23 protein-coding genes and 1 pseudogene are annotated in these 22581 nt (G+C 63.8%); 15 read left to right on the top strand and 9 right to left on the bottom strand.

Annotated elements, in window-relative coordinates; genetic code table 11:
* Positions 1-49: 49 nt before the first annotated feature.
* On the bottom strand, positions 50-199 hold the full coding sequence (locus P9292_RS22050) for a hypothetical protein (protein WP_244827361.1): 150 nt from the start codon (positions 197-199) through the stop codon (positions 50-52).
* Between the two features lie 550 nt (positions 200-749).
* A complete protein-coding gene (locus tag P9292_RS22045) occupies positions 750-1655 on the bottom strand; it encodes a LysR family transcriptional regulator (RefSeq protein WP_250463810.1) in 906 nt (301 codons plus the stop codon).
* 123 nt (positions 1656-1778) lie between these two features.
* Here P9292_RS22045 and P9292_RS22040 point away from each other — a divergent pair, with 123 nt between their 5' ends.
* The 6 genes from P9292_RS22040 to P9292_RS22015 are packed head-to-tail and all read left to right on the top strand — an operon-like array spanning position 1779 to position 6431.
* A complete protein-coding gene (locus P9292_RS22040; RefSeq protein ID WP_309961238.1) occupies positions 1779-2714 on the top strand; it encodes a ketopantoate reductase family protein in 936 nt (311 codons plus the stop codon).
* Positions 2715-2726: 12 nt separating this feature from the next.
* The gene (locus P9292_RS22035; protein ID WP_250508709.1) at positions 2727-3119 is read left to right on the top strand and encodes a VOC family protein; all 393 of its coding nucleotides are present in this window, start codon (positions 2727-2729) and stop codon (positions 3117-3119) included.
* 1 nt (position 3120) lies between these two features.
* The gene (locus P9292_RS22030) at positions 3121-3579 is read left to right on the top strand and encodes a MaoC family dehydratase (RefSeq protein WP_309961235.1); all 459 of its coding nucleotides are present in this window, start codon (positions 3121-3123) and stop codon (positions 3577-3579) included.
* A complete protein-coding gene (locus P9292_RS22025; protein WP_309961233.1) occupies positions 3579-4802 on the top strand; it encodes a CoA transferase in 1224 nt (407 codons plus the stop codon). Before P9292_RS22030 ends, P9292_RS22025 begins: the two co-directional genes overlap by 1 nt.
* Positions 4799-5632: a shikimate dehydrogenase gene (gene aroE, locus P9292_RS22020; RefSeq protein WP_309961231.1), complete on the top strand. Its 834-nt coding sequence runs from the start codon at positions 4799-4801 to the stop codon at positions 5630-5632. The genes P9292_RS22025 and aroE overlap by 4 nt, the downstream gene beginning before the upstream one ends.
* Before the next feature lie 10 nt (positions 5633-5642).
* A complete protein-coding gene (locus tag P9292_RS22015; RefSeq protein WP_309961229.1) occupies positions 5643-6431 on the top strand; it encodes an enoyl-CoA hydratase-related protein in 789 nt (262 codons plus the stop codon).
* Between the two features lie 11 nt (positions 6432-6442).
* On the opposite strand, the gene P9292_RS22010 is transcribed toward P9292_RS22015, so the two are convergent.
* Complete coding sequence (locus P9292_RS22010) at positions 6443-7093, bottom strand: DUF4286 family protein (RefSeq protein WP_309961227.1); 651 nt, start codon at positions 7091-7093, stop codon at positions 6443-6445.
* Positions 7094-7258: 165 nt separating this feature from the next.
* On the opposite strand from P9292_RS22010, the pseudogene P9292_RS43235 reads away from it, so the two are divergent.
* Both P9292_RS43235 and P9292_RS21995 read left to right on the top strand, forming a co-directional pair.
* Positions 7259-7846, top strand: a pseudogene (locus P9292_RS43235) (Gfo/Idh/MocA family protein); the annotation flags it as partial.
* Between the two features lie 70 nt (positions 7847-7916).
* On the top strand, positions 7917-8525 hold the full coding sequence (locus P9292_RS21995) for a Gfo/Idh/MocA family oxidoreductase (RefSeq protein ID WP_309961222.1): 609 nt from the start codon (positions 7917-7919) through the stop codon (positions 8523-8525).
* Here the strand turns inward: P9292_RS21995 and P9292_RS21990 are convergent.
* Positions 8489-8734: a hypothetical protein gene (locus P9292_RS21990; RefSeq protein WP_309961220.1), complete on the bottom strand. Its 246-nt coding sequence runs from the start codon at positions 8732-8734 to the stop codon at positions 8489-8491. The genes P9292_RS21995 and P9292_RS21990 overlap by 37 nt on opposite strands.
* 47 nt (positions 8735-8781) lie before the next feature.
* On the bottom strand, positions 8782-9075 hold the full coding sequence (locus P9292_RS21985; protein ID WP_309961218.1) for a hypothetical protein: 294 nt from the start codon (positions 9073-9075) through the stop codon (positions 8782-8784).
* Between the two features lie 107 nt (positions 9076-9182).
* Between P9292_RS21985 and P9292_RS21980 the strand changes: the two genes are divergently transcribed.
* Genes P9292_RS21980 through P9292_RS21955 form a run of 6 tightly spaced genes read left to right on the top strand, consistent with a single transcriptional unit; the run spans position 9183 to position 14852 of the window.
* Complete coding sequence (locus tag P9292_RS21980) at positions 9183-10280, top strand: ABC transporter permease subunit (protein ID WP_309961216.1); 1098 nt, start codon at positions 9183-9185, stop codon at positions 10278-10280.
* Between the two features lie 38 nt (positions 10281-10318).
* Entirely contained in the window at positions 10319-11392 is a 1074-nt protein-coding gene (locus tag P9292_RS21975; protein ID WP_244827372.1) for an ABC transporter ATP-binding protein, read from the top strand.
* Positions 11389-12135 carry a hypothetical protein gene (locus P9292_RS21970; protein ID WP_250508716.1) on the top strand — a complete coding sequence of 249 codons (747 nt, stop codon included), beginning with the start codon at positions 11389-11391 and terminating at the stop codon, positions 12133-12135. Before P9292_RS21975 ends, P9292_RS21970 begins: the two co-directional genes overlap by 4 nt.
* A 30-nt stretch (positions 12136-12165) precedes the next feature.
* A complete protein-coding gene (locus P9292_RS21965) occupies positions 12166-13236 on the top strand; it encodes an ABC transporter substrate-binding protein (protein WP_250463878.1) in 1071 nt (356 codons plus the stop codon).
* Between the two features lie 9 nt (positions 13237-13245).
* Positions 13246-14100, top strand: a complete 855-nt coding sequence (locus tag P9292_RS21960) for a sugar phosphate isomerase/epimerase (protein ID WP_250508717.1) — start codon at positions 13246-13248, stop codon at positions 14098-14100.
* A 2-nt stretch (positions 14101-14102) separates the two neighbouring features.
* Positions 14103-14852, top strand: a complete 750-nt coding sequence (locus P9292_RS21955) for an SDR family NAD(P)-dependent oxidoreductase (RefSeq protein ID WP_284507686.1) — start codon at positions 14103-14105, stop codon at positions 14850-14852.
* Between the two features lie 4 nt (positions 14853-14856).
* Here P9292_RS21955 and P9292_RS21950 read toward each other — a convergent pair whose 3' ends face one another.
* Genes P9292_RS21950 through P9292_RS21940 form a run of 3 tightly spaced genes read right to left on the bottom strand, consistent with a single transcriptional unit; the run spans position 14857 to position 19550 of the window.
* Complete coding sequence (locus P9292_RS21950; protein ID WP_309961212.1) at positions 14857-16638, bottom strand: FAD-dependent oxidoreductase; 1782 nt, start codon at positions 16636-16638, stop codon at positions 14857-14859.
* A gap of 57 nt (positions 16639-16695) precedes the next feature.
* On the bottom strand, positions 16696-18465 hold the full coding sequence (locus tag P9292_RS21945) for an FAD-dependent oxidoreductase (protein WP_309961210.1): 1770 nt from the start codon (positions 18463-18465) through the stop codon (positions 16696-16698).
* 17 nt (positions 18466-18482) lie between these two features.
* Entirely contained in the window at positions 18483-19550 is a 1068-nt protein-coding gene (locus P9292_RS21940; RefSeq protein WP_309961208.1) for a Gfo/Idh/MocA family oxidoreductase, read from the bottom strand.
* A gap of 486 nt (positions 19551-20036) precedes the next feature.
* On the opposite strand from P9292_RS21940, the gene P9292_RS21935 reads away from it, so the two are divergent.
* Complete coding sequence (locus P9292_RS21935; RefSeq protein WP_309961207.1) at positions 20037-21593, top strand: methyl-accepting chemotaxis protein; 1557 nt, start codon at positions 20037-20039, stop codon at positions 21591-21593.
* A gap of 281 nt (positions 21594-21874) precedes the next feature.
* On the opposite strand, the gene P9292_RS21930 is transcribed toward P9292_RS21935, so the two are convergent.
* Positions 21875-22255, bottom strand: coding sequence for an NUDIX hydrolase (locus tag P9292_RS21930; protein WP_250463896.1), 381 nt, complete (start codon positions 22253-22255; stop codon positions 21875-21877).
* Between the last annotated feature and the right edge of the window lie 326 nt (positions 22256-22581).

Raw genomic sequence — 22581 nt, 5'->3', positions numbered from 1 at the left:
GCACCGGGCGTCGTTTTCACGACGACGGCGTGACGATCCAGCGCGCCGCCTATTTCGAGCCGGTCGAGTTGCGCTGTTCGTCGAAGAACGCGCGAACATGCTCGGGCAACTCGGTGGCGAGAAATTCGACGGCAACCGGGTCCGGGTCCGGACTGTTCACTTTGTCGGGGGTCGGGATTTTCGTCGGTCTGGCGTCCATGATGCTCTCCTCTGTGTCGACAACGATTACTTACTAGCCATTCCGCGACGCAAGCCCGTTTCATGGCTTTTGCAGCGCCGCATGCGGCCTTGCGAATTCATTACTGCGTTCTGTGTGAATGCGTTATCGGTACGCCGGCAGTCCGACTTGAGCGATTTATCCAGTACGAACGGTTTTAAATAAGCATGTGGTCACGAATTACCGAATTTAAAAAACGTCCAACGCAAAAATTACTTAAAAAGCCAGATAATCGGTAGCTCCGGAAGCCGCGCCCAGCTTGGCTCGGCGACCGTGAGGCCATCGCGCACTAATAGTTTAGCGATTCCTCTATGGATATAACGATACCGGGAAACCAGCGTTGACGCTCGATTGTGCGCAGCGGAAAATAGCTCGTTGTTGTACGAAAGCGCACATAAAGAATCAATCATCGAAGTGTGACGCCCGAATGTGAAATCGGCGTGGTGATTTCGCTGTTAGTACGCAAGCGTTTCGGATCGAAACCGTACTGTTGTAATCGCACACTGAAAGCGTCTTCATGGCGTCACGCAAATCAGCTTGCGCTGCCGAATAGCTGCGCCACGACGGATCGCAGCCAGCGGTTTCCTGCTTCGTGGTGGTATCGCGCATGCCAGTGCTGACGCACGGCAAATCGATCGACGGGAAAAGGGCAGGGGTGAACGGCGACGTCGTTGACTCGCGCCAGCGTCTCGCCGATATTGCGCGGCAGCGTGGCGATGAGGTCGGTGGTCTTGATGATCGATCCGAGGCCGAGAAAGCCCGGCAGTTCAAGCACGACATCGCGCTCGATATGCTCGCGTAGCAGCGCCTGCTCAAGCAACTGCGCGCCCGTGCCGGCTGCAATCGCCACATGTCCCTCGGCGCAATATTGCTTTCGGCTGAGCTTCGCGCGCAGCCTCGGGTGGCTGCGGTTGGTCAGGCAAACCCAATCCTGCATATATAACTGCTGCTGGTAGATTCCTCCGCCAAGCCAGGGTACATGTCCGATCGCCAGATCCGCCTCGCCGGATTCCAGGGCGCGTTCCGTGTTGCCGTCGATTCGCGCCGCATCGAGACGCACGCCGGGCGCCTGCGCGCGCACATGCGCCAGCATCCGCGGGAGCAGCGTGATGTGACTGGCGTCGGTCATGCAGATTCGAAACCGCCGCTTGGCGGTCGATGGATCGAACGCAATTTCCCATGCAGCGAAGCGTCGCAGCGATTCGAGAATCTCCCGGCATGGACCGATCAGCGCGTCGGCCTGCGGCGTGGGCGCCATGCCGCTCGGCGTACGAATGAAAAGCGGGTCCTGCAGATGCGTTCGCAAGCGTCCGAGCCAGATGCTGATGGTCGGCTGGCTTTGTCCGAGCTGCTCTGCGACGCGCGTCACGCTGCGCACGTCGTAGAGCAAATCGAAGAGTTGCAGCAGCTTGAGGTCGGGAAGTTCGATCGGTTCCATCGGCCTATTGTCACGGAACAAGCCGCGCGAGTGATATTGCCAAACGCAATGTGGTCATTGAATTCATTGCATTGCCGATATGACCCGTGAGCCGTATCTTGGTCGCAGATCAGGGGGACGGCTGTGAAAATCGCGATTCTGGGTGCCGGTGCGCTCGGCTGCGCCATCGGTGCGGCGCTGACCGAAGGCGGCAACGAAGTGTGGTTGCTGAACCGCTCCGTCGCGCACGTGGACGCCATGCGCCGCGACGGCCTGCTCGTCGACGACGCCACCGGCTCGCGTCGCGTCACCGTGCGCGCCACGACGCAAGCCGCCGAGGCCGGCGCGGCCGATCTCATCATCGTGCTGGTCAAATCTTTTCATACCGATGCCGCCATGCGCGGCGCGCTCGAACTGATCGGTCCCGAAACGGTGGTGCTTTCGCTGCAGAACGGTCTCGGGCATGAAGACGTGCTGGCGGGAATCGTCGGACGCGAACGCGTGCTGGCCGGCAAGACATACGTCGGCGGCGTCATGCGTGGCGCGGGGCATATCGAGTCGGGCGTGGCCGGCAAGGCGACCATCGTGGGCGAACTCGACGGCCGCGTTACCGCGCGCGTTGCGGCCATCGCCGACACCTTCAACGCGTCCGGGCTCGCCACGACGGTCAGCGACAACATCCTCGGGACGATGTGGGACAAGCTCCTCGTCAACGTCGCCACCGGCGCGCTCACGGGCATCACGGGCCTGACTTACGGCCAGTTCTATGAAGACGCGCATCTCAAGGCCACGTCTCTCGCGGCGGTTGCCGAAGCGATGGCCGTGGCGAAAGCGGCGGGCGTCGCGCTCTCCGTCACCGATCCGGAACGGCCGTGGATTCTCGCAGGCGAAGGGCTCTCGCCCGCCTTCAAGACGTCGATGCTGCAAAGCCTGGAAAAAGGCTCCGCTACCGAGATCGATTTCATCAACGGCGCGGTCGTGCGCTGGGGCGAGCGGCACGGCGTGCCGACTCCCGTCAACGCGACGCTCGTCGCCTGCATCAAGGGCATCGAGCGGGCCATGACCGACCGAAAAGAATAAGGAGACAACCGCATGAACGGCAGCAAGGCGTATCTGGAACACGTCGCCATCTGGGTGAAGGACATCCACTGGCACATCCGTTTTTTCGAGGACGTGCTCGGCATGACCATGCGCGAAGTCGACGGCACGATCGACGAACCGCGCCAGTACTGGACGCTCGGCGGACTGCAGTTCATCCACAAACCGGACCATGACGCGCCCGAAGGCCGGCTCGGCCATTTGGGCGTGATGTGCGAGGACCTGGAAGCGGCGCTTCGAGCCGCGCAGCGCTACGAAGTCAATGAAATGCCGCAGGGACGCAACTGGATTCGCCTGCCGGACGGCCTTGCCGTCGAGCTGATTCAGGCCAAGCCCGCGTCGTGCGTGGCACGGGCGCTTTCCATCGATCCGCGGTCGGAGGCATGAGATGACGATTGTCGATAAATACTGGGACGACGCCCACGAAGGCGACGAGTGCACGAGCCCAACCTATACGGTCACGAAAGCGCGCATCCTCGCTTACGCCGACCTCACGGGCGACCACACGCCGGTCCACGTCGATGAGGACTACGCCAACGCGAGCCACTTCGGTTCGATCGTCGCGCATGGACTCTTCGGCTTGTCCATCGCGGACGGCCTCAAGACGCAGAGCGACTACCGCTTCCTGCCGGGCATGTCGCTTGGCTGGACGTGGGACTTCAACCTGCCGATCAAGGTCGACGACGTGCTGCATGTGAGGTTTCGCATCGGCTCGATGCGTGCCAGCAAGAGCCGTCCGGACTGGGGCATCGTCATCTTGCCGTCGGAGTTGATCAATCAGCACGGGCAGGTCGTCCAGCATGGCGAGCATCGTCTGATGGTGCCGCGCCGACCGGGAGCAAGGTAATGCAGGCACGTCCTCTGGAAGGCATGCGCGTCGTCGATTACAGCCACTTTCTGGCCGGTCCCTATGTCGGACGCTGTCTCGCGGCGCTCGGCGCGGAAGTCATCAAGGTCGAACGTCCGGTCAGCGGCGATGCGGGCCGGCAGCATGCAACCGTGCTCGACGACGAACAAAGCGCCTACTTCCTGCAACTCAACATGGGCAAGCGCGGCGTCAGCGTCAACATGCGCGATGCGCGCGGCAAGGAATTCATGCAGCGCCTGTGCGACTCGGCGGATGTGTTCGTCGAGAACTACCGGCCGGGCGCGCTCAAGAAGCTCGGCCTCGGTTACGAAGAGCTGTCCGCGCGCAATCCGGGTCTCGTCTATTGCTCGATCTCGGCTTACGGCCACACGGGACCGGACGCGCATCGCGCGGGCTTCGGGCTGATCGCGGAAGCGAAGAGCGGCATCATGCAGATGATCGGCAATCCCGGCGAGCCGCCGCCCCTGATGCGTATTTCGCTCGGCGACATGTACACCGGCATTCACGCGGTCGCGGCGATCAATGCGGCGCTGCTCGGCCGCGTGAAGAGCGGGCGCGGGCAGCATATCGACATGGCGCTCTACGACACGCTCGTGTCGATGCACGAATACGCGGTCCAGTGCTACACGATGCAAGGCGTCGTGCCCGAGCAAACCGGTCATGACATGCCGACATCGACGCTCTATGGCGTGTTTCGCGCCGCCGACGGCGACCTCGTGATCGCGGCGCAAGTGGACGATGCATGGAAGCGCTTCGCCGCGCTGCTCGAAGCGCACGGCGCACCGGCGGGCTTTGGCGCCGACGCGCGCTTTCACACGCTCAACGGGCGCAATGCGAATCGGCTCGACATTCTCGCGGTGGTCAAGCCCTGGGTCGCATCGCGGCCCGTTGCCGACGTGCTTGCGTTGCTCGACAGCATCGACGTGCCGTGCGCGAAGGTGCAGCGGATCGACGAAGTGCTTGCGGACCCGCAGATCATCGCGCGTGGCATGGTGATCGAGCAGGAGCATCCGCGCTTCGGCAAGCTGCGTCTGCCGAACCTGCCGTTCCGGTTCTCCGATTGCGATACGACCATTCGCGAAGTCGGGCCGGACCTCGGTCAGCACAACGCGGAAGTCGCGCAGTCGCTGGGGTTCGACGCGGCGCAGATCGACGCCATGCAGACCGACGGCGTGCTGTATTCGAAAGCGAGGCCGCGATGAGCGATCGGTACGCGGTGATCGGCAACCCGATCGGCCACACGAAATCTCCTTTGATCCACGGCCTGTTCTCGGAAGAAACGCGGCAGGACATGCGCTATACGGCAATCGAAGGACCGCTCGAACCGCACGACGCCTTTGCCGATACGGTGCGCGCGTTCATCGCGGACGGTGGCAAGGGCATGAACGTAACCGCGCCGTTCAAGCTCAAGGCGTTCGCCATGGCCGATGAACGCAGCGAGCGCGCAACCCTTGCGGGCGCTGCCAACGCGATGAGCTTCGAAGACGGCAAGGTCGTCGCCGAGAACTTCGATGGCGTCGGCCTGGTGCGCGACATCGAGATGAATCTCGGTTTGCCGATGGCCGCCAAACGCGTGCTTCTGCTCGGCGCGGGCGGCGCGGTGCGCGGGGCGCTGCTGCCGTTTCTCGATGCGCGGCCCGCCGAACTCGTCATTGCGAACCGAACCGTGCGGAAAGCCGAAGCGCTGGTGCGCGAAGTCGGCGCGCAAGCGTCGTTGACGGCCTGCGGATACGACGCGCTCGAAGCCATGGGCGGCTTCGATCTCGTGGTCAACGCGACCTCCGCGAGTCTCACGGGTGACTTGCCGCCCGTGCCGCCAAGCGTGTTCGATCCCGACGGCGCTGCCTACGAACTCGTCTACGGCAAACGGTTGACCCCGTTCCTTCGGCTCGCGCGCAATGCCGGCGTAAGGGAAATAGCCGATGGCGTCGGCATGCTGGTGGAACAGGCAGCGGAAGCCTTCGAATGGTGGCGCGGCGTGCGTCCGCGGACGCGCGCGGTAATCGATCGGCTCACCGTTCCGCTCGACTGACGAGGCATCCATGACACCCGAAACGGTTCGATTCTGCCGCTACGAAGTCGAAGGCCCGCTCCTCATCTTGACGATCGATCGTCCCGAGGTGCTCAACGCGCTGCATCCGCAGGCGCATCGGGAACTGGCCGAAGCGTTCGATCGATACGCCGCCGATGCTTCATTACGCGTCGCCATCGTGACCGGTGCCGGCGAGCGCGCATTCTGCGTCGGCACCGACCTCAAGGCGCTGGCGGCGAGCGGCGACCATACGAAGCCCGCGACGGGTTTCGCGGGCATCACGCATCGCTTCGACCTTTACAAGCCATTGATCGCGGCGGTGAACGGCCTGTGTCTCGGCGGCGGCATGGAGATTCTCGCGGCATGCGACCTGGGTGTCGCCTCCGATCACGCGCAATTCGGTTTGCCCGAGCCGCGCGTCGGACTGGCCGCGCTGGGCGGCGGTCTCTTGCAGCGCTTGCCAAGGCAGATCGGCATGAAGGACGCAATGGGCCTCGTGTTGACCGGCAATCGCATCTCGGCCGATGAGGCGCGCCGCATCGGTCTGCTCAACGAAGTCGTGCCGGCGGCTGAACTGATGAAGCGCGCGCGCGCCTTGGCAGAAGACATTCTCGCGTGCGCGCCGCTGGCCGTTCAGGCATCCAAGCAAGTGATGCTGCAAAGCCTTGCGCAAGCGAATCTTGCCGCGACCCTGCACGAAGACTATCCGCTCGCGCGGCGCATGCTCGATAGCGACGATGCCCGCGAAGGACCGCAGGCGTTTGCCGAGAAGCGCAAGCCGAACTGGACCGGACAGTGAAGCGCCGCGTTCTAAGCGGTGCTTGCGTAGGAAAACCGGAAGAGCGCGCGGTCGCAATCCGCCGCCGATACTCCGAGCGCGTCTTGCATGGCCGCCGCGCCGCATTCCAGCGCTTTGCGTGTCAATGCGCCCGCGAAAAGCAGATGACCGAAGCCGCCCGTGTCCTCCGTTCCACGCATGCGCTTTTCCTCGGTCTGCCGGCCGCTGAGCGCGTCGTGGACGCGGCCGAGCCGCACGCGCGTGAGCGCATGTGCGTCGCGAAGCTCGCGAATGGTGTCGCCGATATCGACGCCTTGCTCGAGATCGAAGCGCATGCACCATTGAAAAGGTGCCAGGCCGCCGCCCACATCCACGAGCGTCTCGCACAACGCGCGCTGAACATTCCGGTAATGCGGCATCAGCTTGCGGGTCCACTCGGTCGGTGCGTCGAGTCTCGCGAGATAGTCCGGCGATTCGAGATCGCGCGCGGAATCGACGTCGATCACGCACAGATAGCGCGGCCCGTCGCCACTGATACGTTCCCATCGCTCCGCATGCCGGAAGCCGGGCAGGGCGAGCCGTTCTGGCAGATGCTCGAACGAATGCCAGCGCAGATATTCATCGACCGTGTCCGCGTCCACGTCGTGGCGGATAACGACCATGGCCTGCGTGCGCGTCGTCATGAGCGTTCCCCGTGGAAGAAGTCGTCGAAACACGAGCATGCGCGCGTCATTGCCGTAATGCAATTACCGATTGAAATACCTTTCCAAAATCGATACGCTTTCTAAGAACATAGACGGCCGCGATCAGACGGCTGCATCGAGCGAACTGGCATCGGAGAGAGACACATGGCTTTCATCAGATACGCCGCAATCGGCTGCAGCGGCATGGGACGACGACATCTGCACGGTCTCGCGCAACTGAAGCGCAGCGGACTTGCGAACATCGAGCTTGCGGCCGTCTGCGATCTCAACGCCGAGAGCGCGCGCAGCATGGCCGACGAAGCCGCCGCGCTCTTCGGCGCGCGGCCCGCCGTGTACGCGGACATTGGCCAAATGGCGCGCGAGAATCCGGAGATCGTCGCCGCCGATATCGCCACGGACGCCGGCTCGCACATGAGCGTCGCGTTGCAGTGCTTCGCGGCCGGCCTTCACGTGCTGTGCGAAAAGCCGCTCGGCATCACGGTGTCAGAGTGCCGCAGGATCGTGAATGCGGCGAGGGATGCCGGGCGCGTGCTCTCGGTCGCGGAAAATTTCCGGCGCGATCCGATCAACCGGCTCGTGAAGGCGCTGCTCGACGATGGCGCCATCGGCACGCCGCGCCTGATGCTGGAAACGAGTATCGGCGGGCGCGATGTGATGGTGCAGACGCCGTGGCGGCATCAAAAGCCATCGGGCATGGTGGTACTCGATTCGGGCGTGCACAACGCGGACATCATCCGCTTCTACATGGGCGGCGTGGCGAGCGTCTACGGCGAAAGCCGGCTGGCACGAGAAGACGCGCCGCGTGGCCGCGCGCGCAGGCGGTTCGGCATCCGAGACGGACAAGTGGTGGCGCGCGCCGGACGGCATGCCAACGGAATTCGAAGCGAGCGGCGACGACGCCACGTATTCGCAACTGCGCTTTACTTCGGGCGCCATCGGCCAGTGGGTGAACGATCGCGCGGGACATGGCGAGCATCGCGAGAGCCGCGTCATTCACGGCTCGAAAGGCTCCATCGTGGCGCCGGGCGACCGCAATGGCCGTCCTGTCACGCTTCATCTCGACGATGGCTCCGTCATCGCCGATGCGCGCATTCTCGAGCATGCGCCGAGCTATCGCCTGGGGCCAGTTGCTGCCGCGCTTTTCGGCGATGCGCGTCCGTGGACCTATTCGTTTGCCTTCGACGAAGTGGACCAGCGCATTCTCGCGCTTCAGCTTCACGAACTCGCCGATTGTGTGATGCACGGCAAAGCGCCCGAAGTGACCGGCGAGGAAGCGCTTGCCGATGTCGCGCTCGCGTATGCGCCGATCGAATCGGGCAGGCTCGGCCGCAGCGTGAGCCTCGCCGAAGTGATCGATGGCGAGGCCGCACCCTATCAGGCGGAAATCGACGAGATGCGCCGCCGGTCCTGACACGTCGACTTCGGGAGCGAAGTTTGAATCCACATCACGTACAGCCGCTTGCCGCCGACCGCGCGCCCGCAGCGCGCGCGGGCGTCTCCACGCGCCGTCTGAACCAGATCGGCATGTTCGCGCTGCTCATCGCGGCGCTCGCCGTGCTGATCGTCCTGCCGCTCGGCGCGTTGATCCTGCGCGGCTTCGTGCGTATCGACAATGGTCATGCCAGCGCATCGCTTGCCGCTTTCGGGAAGGTATTCGGCGATATGAGCTACTGGATGGCGATGGGCAACACGCTCGTCATCGCGCTCGGTTCCATGCTGCTCGCGACCGCGCTCGGCGTCATGCTCGCGTGGTGTCTCGTGCGCACCAACGTGCCGTGGCGCGGCTTTCTCGAACGCGCCGCCGCCATGCCGATCTTCATTCCGCCGTTCATCGGCGCGTTTGCGTGGATTCTGTTCGGCGCGCCGCGCATCGGCATCTTCAACGTGGCGGCGAAGTGGATGAGCATCGGCCAGCCGTTCAACGTGTACTCGTATCTCGGCATCGTCTGGGTGATGGGCATCTACATCGCGCCTTACGTGATGATGATCGTCGCCGGCGCGCTGCGGAACATGGACCCGAGTCTCGAGGAAGCCGGGCAAGTGGCCGGCCTTCAGCCGCTTTCGCACGATGCGCGTCATCACGCTGCCGGTGGTCGGTCCGTCCATTCTGTCGGGCGCGGTGCTCGCGTTCGTCATCAGTCTCGGGCTCTTTGGCACGCCTGTGCTGCTTGGCATGGCGAAGGAGATTTATCTCGTCACCACGCGCATCTACCTCGAATTGCAGCAGTTTCCGCCCGATGCGGGCATCGTTGCCGTGCTGGCGATCTATCTCATGGTGCTTTCGGTCGCGGCCAATCTCGTGCAGCAATGGATGCTGCGCGGCCGTTCCTTCGTCACCGTCACCGGCAAGGGATTCAGGCCGCGCCTGATGAAGCTCGGCGCGAGCCGTCATGCGATCGCCGCCGCGATCTGGTGCTATCTCGCGCTCACGGTCTTCGCGCCGATTGCGATCATCGCGGCGGCGGCGTTTTCGACCTACGCGTGGTCGGGACACTTCACCTGGAACAACCTGCGCTTTCTCTGGACCACGGTGGACGTGCGCACGACCTTCGTCAACAGCCTTCTCATCACGATCATCGCGGCGAGCGCGACGACGGTTCTGGGCGTCGCGGTGTCGTGGTTCACGACGCGCTCGAAGATGCGCGGCCGTCAATGGATCGAAGCCATCGTCCTTTTGCCGATGTCGGTGCCGAGTCTCGCCTTCGCGCTCGGCGTGTTCTTCTTCTGGGTCGCCATGCCGAAGTGGGTCGGCGTGTACGGCACGGTGTGGATCATCATCATCGCGCTGGTGGGGCGCTACATCAGCTACTCGGTGCGCGCCATTTCCAGCAGTCTCGTGCAGATTCATCCCGAACTCGAAGAGAGCGCGCGCATCTCGGGCTACGGCTGGACGCGCGCGCTGTCACGCATCACGTTGCCGCTCATCATGCCGAGCGTGATTTCGAGCTGGGTGATGATCTACAGCATCTTCGTGTCCGAGCTTTCCATCGTGCTGCCGCTTTATACCGCCGAGACGCGCACGCTTTCCATCCTCAGCTTCGATACCTGGTCGATCGGCCAATTCTCGCAAGTCGCCGCGCTTTCGCTGCTGCAACTGATGATGGGCGTGGGTGTCATGGCGGCGGTCGCCGTCATCACGCGCCGCCGCGAGAGTTCGATTGTCTGACGCGCGCCATACGATCACCCGATACGAGAGTCCACGCCATGACCGTTGCCATTCAGTCCCTTACCAAGCGCTTCGGCGGCGTGCACGCCATCGACGATCTCACGGTGCAGTTCCGCCCGAACGCCATCACGGTGCTGCTGGGCGCGAGCGGCTGCGGCAAGACCACGACCTTGCGCTGCATCGCCGGGCTGGAGCAGCCGACGAGCGGCGAGATCGAGATCGACGGGCGCACCGTGTATTCATCGACGCGCAACATCGACCTGCCGCCCGAGAAACGCGAACTCGGCATGGTGTTTCAGTCGTATGCCATCTGGCCGCATTTGAGCGTGATGGAAAACGTCGCGCTGCCGCTGCGGGCGCGCGGCACGGCGCACGCGGCCATCGACACGCGCGTGCGCGACACGCTCGCTTCGGTGGGGCTCGGTCAGCAAGTGGATCGCAGCGCGATGCAACTCTCGGGCGGCCAGCAGCAGCGCGTATCGATTGCGCGCTGTCTCGTGGCCGATCCGCGTCTCATCCTGATGGACGAGCCGCTCAGCAATCTCGACGCGAAACTGCGCGTGGAGATGCGTCACGAGATTCGCAATCTGCAGCGGCGCATCGGCGCGACCATCTTGTTCGTCACGCACGATCAGGAAGAAGCCATGTCGCTCGCCGATGAAATCTTTCTATTCGATCGCGGACGTATCGTGCAGCGCGGCGCGCCCGAGGAACTGTATTTCCGGCCGGCGGTGCGCTATGTCGCGGAGTTTCTCGGCAAGGCCAATCTCTTTCCGGTTGCGCTGCGTTCGCACGCGGGCGAAACGGAAGTCGTGGCGCAATCCGGGCAGATCGTCGTGAAGGGCGATGTGACGGGCGCCGCCAACGGCAACGAAGCGCTCTGCATGGTGCGGCCCGAAGCGTGGCGCGTGCAGGCGCGCTCGCACGCGGGCGTGCCGGGCCGCGTGCGTGAAAGTTCGTTCGTCGGCGACCGGCGCGAGTTGCGCGTGGAAACGCCGCTCGGCGATCAGACCGTGGTGACGCCCGGCTTCGAACGCTACGCCAACGGCGATGAAATCACCCTGAGCGTCGCGCCCCAGCATTTGCATCTGATGAGAGGAGAGCTTCAATGATCGCTGTCGGCACCGGTCTCTTTACCATGTGGAACGACATCCCGCCCGCCTACGGCCGCGAGTTTGCGCTGATGCACACGCGCGACCACGTGCCCGAGCACATGGCCTATCTCGGCGATGACGGCATCCGCTGGGCGCGGCGCTGTATCGACGGACAAGGCGACATGCCGCGCTTCTTCACGTTTTACGGGCTGACGAGTCTTGACGTGCTCACCGACGAGAAGCACGCGAAGTGCAAGGTGACGGAGACCGCCTGGTTTCTGAAGATGCGCCCGCATTACCGCGACCGCATTGCGTATCACTGCTCAGTGCTGGCAAGCGCGGGCGGCGGCACGGGCGGCACGGTGGCGACGCTCTTGATCGACTTCGCCGACGATGCACGGCAGGATGCGCCGCGTCTCGCGGCGCTCGTGGATGACCTCACGCGTTTGTCGCCCGTGGTCGGCGCGCATCTCGCCGCGCCCGAATGGAACGTGCCGATCCGCGTCGGCGAAGCATTGCCGGCCGGGCGCGAGGGCAACGAAGCGGTGGGCGTGGTGATCCTCGAAGGTTTCGATCGATACGAACTGGCCGCGTGTCTCGAGGACGTGCGCGAGCAACTCGTGGCAAGCGGCGTCGCGGGACGCGTGCGTTCAGCCGGGCATTACGCGCAGGCGTACCGGCTGGACTATGACGAGCTTGCGCATCTCGAACACTTCCGTCGCGACGACGCGCTCATCACCGAACGCTTCGACCTGAAATAGCCGAACGACTACAAATCATCAGGAGACAACATGACCACTTCGATAAAACGGCGCCGCCTCGTCCAGACACTCTCGCTCGGAAGCGCGGCGCTCGCGCTCGGCATCTCGCCGCTGATCGCGCACGCCGAGCCCGACAGCACGCTGATCGCGGATGCGAAGAAGGAAGGCAAGCTCGTGGTGTATGGCGATCTCTTCACGGTGCAGATCATCGTCAAGGGATTCACCGCGAAGTATCCGGGCATCGACGTGACGACCGCGACCGGCGACGCCTGGCAGATCTATAACCGCTTCATCGGCGAACAGCAGGCGGGACGTCCGGTGATGGACGTGTTCTATCAGGCCGAGGACACCATCATCACGGCGGGCGCGTCGGGCACGCTCGCCGATGTGTCGTACGGCGACAAGGGCGTGCTCTTGCCCATCGCCACGCCCGCACAGGGCACGACGTATCTGCGCGGCAACGGCCAGCTGTGCCTCTTCGCCTACAACAAGCAGTCGATCGGTTCTGCGCCCATTCCCGCCGACTGGCAGGACTACGCGAAGCCGAAGGACGAATGGGACGGACTCGTGGCGACGACGAATCCGGCGTCGTCTTCCGCGACCTTCGCGGTGATCGCGAGTCTTTATCAGCATTACGGACCCGAAGCCGGCGGCGCGATCCTCAAGGGCGTGCGCAAGACCAACGCGGAACTGGTGGCCTCCATGGGCGTGATGACGACCAAGCTGCAAACCGGCGAACGTCCGCTCGATTTTTTCACCAACACGACGGCCGCGACGGGTCTCATCACGCAAGGTGTGCCGGTTGAAGTGAGAGTGCCGGCATCGGGCGCGGTGGCGCAGTTCAACGCGGTGGCGATCAGCAAGACGGCGCCGCATCCGAACGCGTCGAAGCTCTTTCTGGATTACGCATTGAGCGCGGAGACGCAGACGCGGCTCGCGGCGGCGGGCGCGTATCCGGTGCGCAAGGACGTTGCCGCGCCGAAGGGCTTGCCCGCGCTTACGAACGTCAAGCTGCTCAAGCTCGATTTGCCGCAGGCGCTGAAGGATCGCGACACGATCCTCAAGTGGTGGTCGGCGAGCACCGGTTTCAATACGCGTTGAGGAGAAACGATGATCGAGGAAGTGAATTTGCATGACGTGTCGGTGGCGAACCTGACCGTGGCGGGCGGCGCGCCCGTTGCACTGATCGAGGCCGCCGCGGCGGCGGGACTCGGCAAGGTCGGCTTGCTTTTGCGCACGGCGACGCCCAAGCCGCTCGCGCACGAAGTCATCGGCCGGCCAGACGTGGTGCGCGAGATCAAGGCGGCGTGCCGTGCGAACGACATCCGCGTGTTCGACGTGGAAGCGTTCATTCTTTCGCCCGCCGCCGATATCGACACTTATCGCGCGGCGCTCGCCACCGGCGCGGAACTGGGCGCGACGCATATCTCGGCGGTCGGCACGGAACTGCTGACCAACGACGCGTTTTTATCGGCGCCGGAACGCATCGAACTGTTCGGCCGCTTGTGCGATGCCGCCGCCGAATATGGCCTGCATGTGGGCGTCGAATTCATGCTGTATCGCGACGTGCGCACGCTTGGTGAAACGCTCGAGTTGCTGAATGCGGCGGGGCGCGCCAACGCGGGCGTGATTCTCGACGTGCTGCATTTTCATCGTAGCGGCGCGCGCCCGGAAGAACTCGACGCGGTGCCGGCCGAACGTATTGCCTACGTGCAGTTGTGCGATGCCATCGAACGAAGTCCGTCGCTCGACGGGCTCGCCAACGAAGCCCGCACCGCGCGCCTGCATCTAGGCGATGGCGTGATTCCGCTCGATGCGATTCTCGACCGCTTGCCCGCCGACGCGCAACTCGTGATCGAGACGCCGGTTGCGGCGGATGCCGATCTATCCGATGCACGCAAGGTAGCCCATTGCACCGATGCCGCACGTCGTTTCTTCGCGCGGCGCGCAAGCCAGCGAGGTTGAACATGACGATCAGCCAGGCATTCGAAGGACGCGTCGCCCTCGTGACGGGCGCTGCATCGGGAATCGGGCTCGCGTGCACGGAGCGCTTGATGTCGGAAGGCGCGACGGTGGTCCTATGGGACATCGACCAGAAGCGGCTCACCGCGTGCCAGGAACGTCTGGGCGAGCGCGCGATTGCGCAGCGCGTCGACGTCACGAACGAGGACGAAGTACGCGCCGCGCTCGAAGCGGCGGTGGCGCAGACGGGCAAGCTCGATATCGTGGTCAATAGCGCGGGGATCGTCGGATCGAGTGCGTCGGTGTGGGAGATGCCGCTCGATGCGTGGAACAAGGTGCTGCTGCTGAACCTGACCGCGACGTTCATCGTCTGCAAGGCGGCCGTGCCGTATCTGCTCAGAAACGGTTATGGACGCGTGGTCAACATGGCGTCGATTGCGGGCAAGGAAGGCAATGCGAACCAGTCGGCGTATTCGGCTTCGAAGGCGGGCGTGATCGGTCTTACGAAGTCGCTCGGCAAGGAACTGGCTCAGCGCAATATCACCGTCAATGCAATTGCGCCGGCATCCGTGCAAAGCGAGTTGCTCGCGCAGATGCCGCCCGAGCAGATGAAGATGCTGCAAGCCAAGATTCCGATGGGACGTCCCGGCACCGTGCAGGAAATCGCCGCCCTGATTCGCTGGTTGAGTAGCGAGGAGAGCTCGTTTTCCACAGGCGCGGTGTTCGATGCATCGGGCGGGCGGGCGACTTACTGACGCTTCAATGCGTCGGCGTCGGCACGCGGTTCAGGTCGAGCGGCAAAACGAGATCCTCCTGCACCGCGTCTTCGTCTTCGTAACGATGAATGCCCGCCGCATGCCGGCCCGCGACATAGCCGAAGGTCATCGCGGGACCAAGATTGATTCCGCCTGACGGATAGAATCCGCCCATCACGCTCGCCATGTCCGTGCCCACGGCGTAAAGGCCGGCGATCGCCTGGTCGTGCAAATCGAGCACTTGCGCCGAGCCGTTCGTCTTTAATCCCGCGAAGGTGCCGAAGCTGCCCGGGTACACCTTCACCGCGTAGAACGGACCGTGTTCGATAGGCGCCACACATGGGTTCGGCCCCTGATGCAACGGGTCGCCCATCTTGCGGTTATAGGGCGTCGAACCGCGTCCGAATTCCGGGTCCTCGCCGCGCCGCGCGTGGTCATTGAACGCGATGACGCTTTTAACCAGCGCATCGGAATCGATACCGCAGCGGGCGGCCAGCTCTTCCAGCGAATAACCGCGTTGCAGGTAGCCGTTGCGGATGAAGCGGCGCATCGGAACCGGGAAGGGCCGCACGTAGCCCAGGCCGTATCGGCGCAAGAATTGGTGATCGCAAATCAGCCATGACGCGACATCCTGACCGTCGGGCGCGCCCGCGACCATAGCGGCGGTGTAGTCGTAATAGCCATCGGCTTCGTTGACGAAGCGCTTGCCGTTCGACAGCACGCCGATCACACCGGGCTTGCCGCGATCGATGATGTGCGGAAAGTGCCCGATGCTGCCATCCGAATGCGTGACGCGCGACACCGGCGCCCATGCGGCGGGCGAAGCGACATCCGTCACGAGCGAGCCGCCCGCCGATTCACCCAGGCTGATGCCATCGCCCGAGCAGCTTTCAGGCGGCAGCGCCAGATGCTCGCGGCCTGTCGGCGTGCGCGGGAAAAGCGCCTTGCGGCGCGTGAGGTCGTTCGGAAAGCCGCCGGCGGCGAGCACCACGCCCTTCGCCGCGCGAATCGTGACTTCGCCTCTCTTCGTCGATACGACAGCACCATGCACCGCGCCATCCTCGACGATCAGACGCTTGGCGGGCGCGGACTCCATCAAGGTCACGCCGAGATCGTCGGCGGACTTGGCAAGACGCCCGACGAGCGCCACGCCATTCACGAGATGCATTGCGCGGCCGTGAAAAGCGAGGTCGCGCAAATGACGCGTGAAGCGTTTCGCCACGTGGATGAACGAGCCGAACGAGCGTGTCATGCTCAGAAAAGCCATGAGGTCGGCGCCCGCCATGATCGGCATGCCCATGAACGAAGTTTCGCGCATGGTCTTGCGCAGGCGCTTGTTGAGCGGACCGATTTCGCGCGCATCGTAGGGCGCGGCGATCACCTGATGCCCTTGCGTCGCGGCGCCTTCGACGTGGCCATGCACATCGGGAATCTGATTTCCGTCCACGAACCGGAGCGCGGTGTGCTCGTGAAAGAAGCCGACCATGTGCGGACAATTGTCCAGAAAGGCATCGACGCGTTCGGGATCGTAACGATCTCCCAACTCGTTCCTGAGATACGTGCGCGGCTGTTGCGGATCTTCGATGATGCCCGCGCGTCGTGCGAGCGGATTGCCCGGCACCCACATCCAGCCGCCCGACCATGCCGTGGCGCCGCCGAAGACGTCGTCCTTCTCGACGACGACCACTTTGAGCCCGTGCCACGCCGCAGTGACGGCGGCAGCGAGACCCGAGGCGCCGGAGCCCACGACCAGCAGGTCGCAGTCGATTTGATTCGGAGTATTCATGTGCCAGGCCGGTTCGTGGTGTTCGATTGTGGCTGCTTCAGTTTCGTCGACAGCGCATCAAACCCTGACGCGCACCGGAATGTCCCGCAGCCCGACCACGAATTCAGGATCGGCGACGGGCACGGCGCGCGCCGCGAATTTCGCGACACGCCATCCGAACACAAGTGCGGGTCCGAGCGTCGTTCCCGGCCCCGGATAAGTGCCACGAAAGATCGATGCGAGGTCGTTGCCGCATGCGAAGAGTCCGGGAATGGCGTCGCCGTGGTTATCGAGTACCTGACCGTCGGCGTTGCCGGACAGCCCCGCGCTGCATGCCAGATCGGCGGGCCACACCGTGACGGCGTAATACGGTCCCGCGCCGATGGGCCGCACGCAGGGATTGGGCTTCTGCGATGCATCGCCATTGAAGCGGTTCATCGCGCTTGCGCCGCGCTTGAACTGCGGGTCTTCGCCGCGCGCCGCGTCGCGGTTGTACGCGGCGACCGTGCGCTCCAAGCCGCTGGCATCGACCTCGAGCTTCGTCGCCAGTTCGGCCAACGTGTCGCCCTTGATGAGATACCCCGCCTTCACGAAGCTGGCAATGCGCGCCTGGCTGCGTTTCTTCATCACGAGTCCGAGGCCATAATCGCGCAGGAACGCGGCATCGACGATCAAATGCGCCGGCACGCTCGTGCCCTGGCCATTGTCGCGCAGCATGCCCATCACGAAGTCGTGATAAGAATCCGATTCGTTGACGAAGCGCTCGCCACGCGCGTTCACGGCGATGAGTCCCGGCTTCGCGCGATCGAGAAGAATGTGCGGCCAGACGCTATCGGGCTTGCCTTCGCGACGCAGGATGGAGCAGGGCATCCACAGGCCGGGGCTTTCGCAGCCATCGTCGAGCCTGGCATCGAGATCGAGCGCGCGCTCGATGCCATCGCCCGTGTGCGTTTGCGGCGAGAGCGACAACGGTTGTGCGGCAGCGGGGAACAACTGCTTGCGCAACGCCGGGTTGCGCGTGATGCCGCCCGTTGCGAGCACCACGCCCCGGCGCGCGCCGATGCGCGTTTTCGAGCCGCCTTTCTGTCCGACCACGGCGCCCGTCACCATGCCGTGCTCGACGACGAGTTCCAGCAACGGTGTCTCGAAACGCACTTCCACGTTTTGCTTGCGCAGGCTGTAGAAGAGACGCGCGGCGAGCGCGTTGCCCATGACGAGATTCGTGCCTCGCTTGTGGCGCAGACGGTCGGCGACATAACGTCCGACCACCGACAACGTGCGTGTGAAATTTTTCTTCGACGCGAACGGTTCGAGCAGCGCATCGAGGTCCGTGCGCGCGACCATCATCCCGCCTAAGCCCATGAACTCGGGGCGCGGCGGCCTTACGCGGGCGAAGTCATCGCCGAGCAGCCGGCCATCGAAGGCGACGGGCGCGAGCGCGCGTCCGCCGAACGCCGCGCCGGGACCGCTGACGTAATCGGGATGTGCCGCCGCGGCCACGAATTTGACCTCGCTGATGCGCTGAATTTCCTCGATGGCCTGCGGGCCGCTCGCCAGGAACGCCTCGCGTGCATCGTCGCCGCCGCGATCGCCGACCACCGACGCGAGGAAGCGCCGCGCGTCGTCGGTTTTATCGGGAACGCCCGCGCGCACGCTGTCGCTCGTGCCGGGCACCCAGGTCGTGCCGCCCGAGGTCGAGGTAATGCCGCCGACCGCGTCGGTCTTCTCGCAGATGAGCACCTTCAGACCTTCGTGATGCGCGACGAGCGCCGCGGTCATGCCGCCCGCGCCCGCGCCGAACACGAGCAGATCGACTTCTTCGTCCCAGGGTTGAGTCATCGAATTCATGCGCTTTGTCTCCTGTCTCATGCCGTGCGGTCGATGCGCGCTTCGGCTGCGGTGGCGACCGCCACCGGCGCTCTCGATGCGGCCGCGCGATGCACCGCGAATGTCGTCGCGAGCGTGCGCGTTGCGTCCTCGCCTGAACAGACCGGCGCTTCCTTGCCGTCGATCACCGCCGAGAAATGCCGCAGCTGCTCGTGATACGGATCGCCGCGATGCGGTGTGCTTCGTTCCACGGTCAGCGGGTCATGCCAGCCTTTGCCGCTGCGGTAATCCCAGACATCGAGCAAGGGCAGCGTGAGCGATCCATCGGTGCCCGTCAGAAAATGCGTGTTGACGTTCTGACGCGGGTAGTGCGCAGCTTCGCCCGCCGCGAGATCCCAGTTCCAGGGCGATGCCGCGCAATCCGAGACCGCGAGCGTGCCGAGCGCACCGCTTGCAAACCGCAGCAGCACGGCGGCCGTGTCCTCCACTTCGAAGCCGCGCACCGCGTTGGATGTCTGCGCTTGAACTTCGATCACTTCGCCGAGCAGAAACCGCATGATGTCGATGTCGTGGATCAGGTTGATGAGCACCGGACCGCCGCCTTTTTCGCGGCGCCACGCCATCTCGAAGTAGCTGTCGGGTTTATAGAACGTGGCAAGCGCCATGGCCGCAACCGGCGTGCCGAGGCGGCCGGATTGAACGATCTCGCGCGCGCGCCGCAGGATCGGGTTATGCCGCCGATGATGTCCGACGATGAGCGGCACTTGCGCTTGCGACGCCGCGCGGGTCAGTTGTTCGGCTTGCTCGACGGTATCGGCGATAGGCTTTTCCATCAGCACCGCGACGCCCCGTTCGATGCACGCCAGTCCGACTTGCAGGTGCGTCGCGTTCGGCGTCGCGACGATCGCGCCTCGCGGTTTGACCTCGTCGAGCATGGCGGTGTAGTCGGCGAACCAGCGCAGGCCTTCGGCGCGTGCGAACGCTTCGGCCGCCGGCGACGGATCGGCCACGGCCACGATCTCGCAATCGGGATGCAGCCGCGCGCGTTCCACATGCATGCGCCCGATCGCGCCGGCGCCGATGAGGGCAAGGGTCGTCCTGCTCATTCGTGTCTCCTGTTGTGGTGTCTCGCGCCGCGCGTGTTGCGTGAAGCGTTTGCCGGCACGCTATATCCTGTTACCGCGAATACGAAGCTATTTCGGAATAGTATTCCAACTTCAAAGTTTATTCCACACCAAATTGGATCGTGATGCTGGAGGCGATCCATGCTTCGTGCGCAGGCTCGCGAACCGATCCGTCGATGAAGCGGAATGTGTCGCGGAGCCTACGTACCCGGCGTCTTTGGAGTTCGAAACGGCGGTGACGCGGCCTTTACGAACATCGGCGGACGGCCAGCGACCGACAGCGTCGCGAAGCTAGTCTGAACGCGTTGAACGCCGCGGCGTGGATAGACGAAGCGCGCTTTATCCGTGCGTAAAGCGACGCCAACGTGATGCGTTCCCTGTTTCATCGCCTTCAGTTTTCCCGCGAGACAGCCGATAAAAAAGCGATCGGCGCACATTGCGCGTAAACCCTCGAATTGAAGACTCTCGATGAAGCTCAGCCTCAAGATCCCGCTCGCTTTTGCCGCCGCGCTCTTTTTCATGTTCGCGGGCGCGTTGTACGGTATTTTTGCCCTCAATCAATCCATCGACACCTATCGGACAGTGGTGGCGGATAACGTCGCGAGCGAACGCATGGTGTCCGCGACGCTGGTCGCCTTCAAGTTGCAAGTGCAGGAGTGGAAAGACACGCTCTTGCGCGGCAAGGACCCCGAGAAACTGCAGAAGTACTGGTCGGCTTTCCAGACTCGCGAAGCGACCGTGCACAAACTGGCCGATGAACTCAAGCGCACGCTTCCCGCGGGCGAGAGCCGCGATTTGATCGACCGCTTCGCTTCCGCACACGCCGCAATGGGCGATGGCTACCGGCGCGGCTTCGATGCGTTCAAGGCCGCGGGCTTCGAACCGTCCGCTGGCGATAACGCCGTAGCGGGCGTCGACCGCGAACCGGCCGCGCTGCTCGAACAGGCGGCCCAGAAGATTGCCGCCGATAGCGCCGAAGTGTCCGCGCACGCCGATCACGCCGCGCGGCAAGCGTCGTTCATCAGCGTCACGTTGATGCTCTTCGTGCTGGCGCTCTCGTTGATCGGCGGATATCTCTTCAGCCGCACGGTGTCCGGTCCGCTCGTCCGTGCGCTCGGTTGCGCGCGCGCCGTGGCGAAGGGCGATCTCTCGCACGAGTTCGAAACCGGCGGCAAGGACGAAATCGCCGAGTTGCTGGTGGCGCTCAAGCATATGCAGACGAGTCTCGCGACGGTCGTGAGCAAGGTGCGCCAGAACGCGGAAGGCGTGGCGACCGCGAGCGCGGAAATCGCATCGGGCAATCTGAATCTGTCTTCGCGTACCGAGGAGCAGGCGGCGTCGCTCGAGGAAACGGCGGCAAGCATGGAAGAGATCACCGCGACGGTGCGTCAGAACGCGGATAACGCGGTCGCGGCTTCGTCGCTTGCGGAGAATGCATCGCAGACCGCCACGCGCGGCGGCCAGATGATGGAAAAGGTCGTCGAGACCATGCACGGCATTTCCGAGAGCGCGGGCAAGGTGGGCGAGATCATCGCCGTGATCGACGCCATCGCGTTCCAGACGAACATCCTTGCGCTGAACGCGGCCGTCGAAGCGGCGCGCGCGGGCGAGGAAGGGCGCGGTTTTGCGGTCGTGGCATCGGAAGTCCGCTCGCTCGCTCAACGCAGCGCGACGGCCGCGAAGGAGATCAAGGAGCTGATCGAGCAGTCGGCCGGCCGCGTAGAGACGGGCTCGTCGCTCGTGCGGGACGCGGGTAGCATCATTGCGGATATCGTCGGCTCGGTCGAGCGCGTGACCGATGTGGTCGGCGCGATTTCGTCGGCGTCGAAGGAACAGACCACGGGCATCGAACAGGTCAACATGGCCGTCACGCAGATGGACGAGGTGACGCAGCAAAACGCCGCGCTGGTCGAGCAGGCATCGGCGGCGGCTCAGGCGCTGGCGGAGCAGGCGAGGTCGTTGCGTGACGTGGTGGCGATTTTCAAGCTGCGGGGAGATGGTATGGGGACGATGCGGGCCGCGTAGGTGTCGGTTTCGCAGCTTGGCCGCGCGCGATGCAGGTCGTAAATGAGACCGATGCCCGCGTATGCGCCGCCGCCTTCAGCACGGTGTCGCCCTGCCAGTAGCCGAAGCGATGGTTGAAGGGCTTGCAGTGCTCGAGATCGGCATGGCAGGCCACGAACGCGACGCCATGCCAATGAGCCGGTCGATATGCGCGATAAGCCGAGCGAAGTGCCACGGTCGATGTGCGGCCGAGGCGTGACGTCTTTCGGGATTGACGAGCTCGTCCGTGTCGCGGTTCGGCTTTATTTTCCGCGGCCGTTCTTACGCTTATGACTGACGAGCTTCACGATATCGTTCGTTGGCGTGCTCGTCATGAGCCGTGGAATGTCTTCGAGATTCACCCAGCGGCATCGCGAAATTTCATTGCTCGGACGCGGCTTGGCCCGAGCGGAGATATCGCAATAGAAGACGTGATGGTGCTTTTGCTTGCCTCTGAAGTCGAAGAGATACTTGGCCGACTTGCCGGAGAGTTGTGTTTCCTCCTTGAGTTCTCGAAGCGCGGCGTCAGGGAGATGCTCCCCGCGCTTGAGGATTCCGCCTGGCAGGGCCCATTTCGATTGGCGACGTGCCACTAGAAGAATGCGTTTTCCCTTTCGACAGATAACAGTGGCGCGCTTCTTCAATTGAACTCCACTTTGTTCTTTTGGATGTGATGGCTCATATCTCATCCACCTTTGTCGTCGAATAGCTTCGGCTCTTGGCGTCAGCTGTGAAGAGCCGCTGACGGGGCAGAAACGTGCGCTAATGCTATTACAAGAAAGCGGCCTTTTGTGATCGATTTCATAAAAACACACGAATGAGAAAATCGGCGGCTTGACACAAAAGTTTCATTGAGCAGATGCGCGTCGTAGGTGCCCTGCGCGTCTTCAATGTCGATGACGCTGCCAGCGGCGATTGCACTGGCAGCGGCGCGTTCCTCGACGTATTGCGAGGTTCGCGATCGAGCGGC

Origin of the sequence: Caballeronia sp. LZ001 (assembly GCF_031450875.1) — a bacterium.
Taxonomy (GTDB): Bacteria; Pseudomonadota; Gammaproteobacteria; order Burkholderiales; family Burkholderiaceae; genus Caballeronia.
The sequence above is the reverse complement of the archived record's forward strand: the minus strand, read 5'-3'. Positions and strand labels throughout refer to the sequence as shown.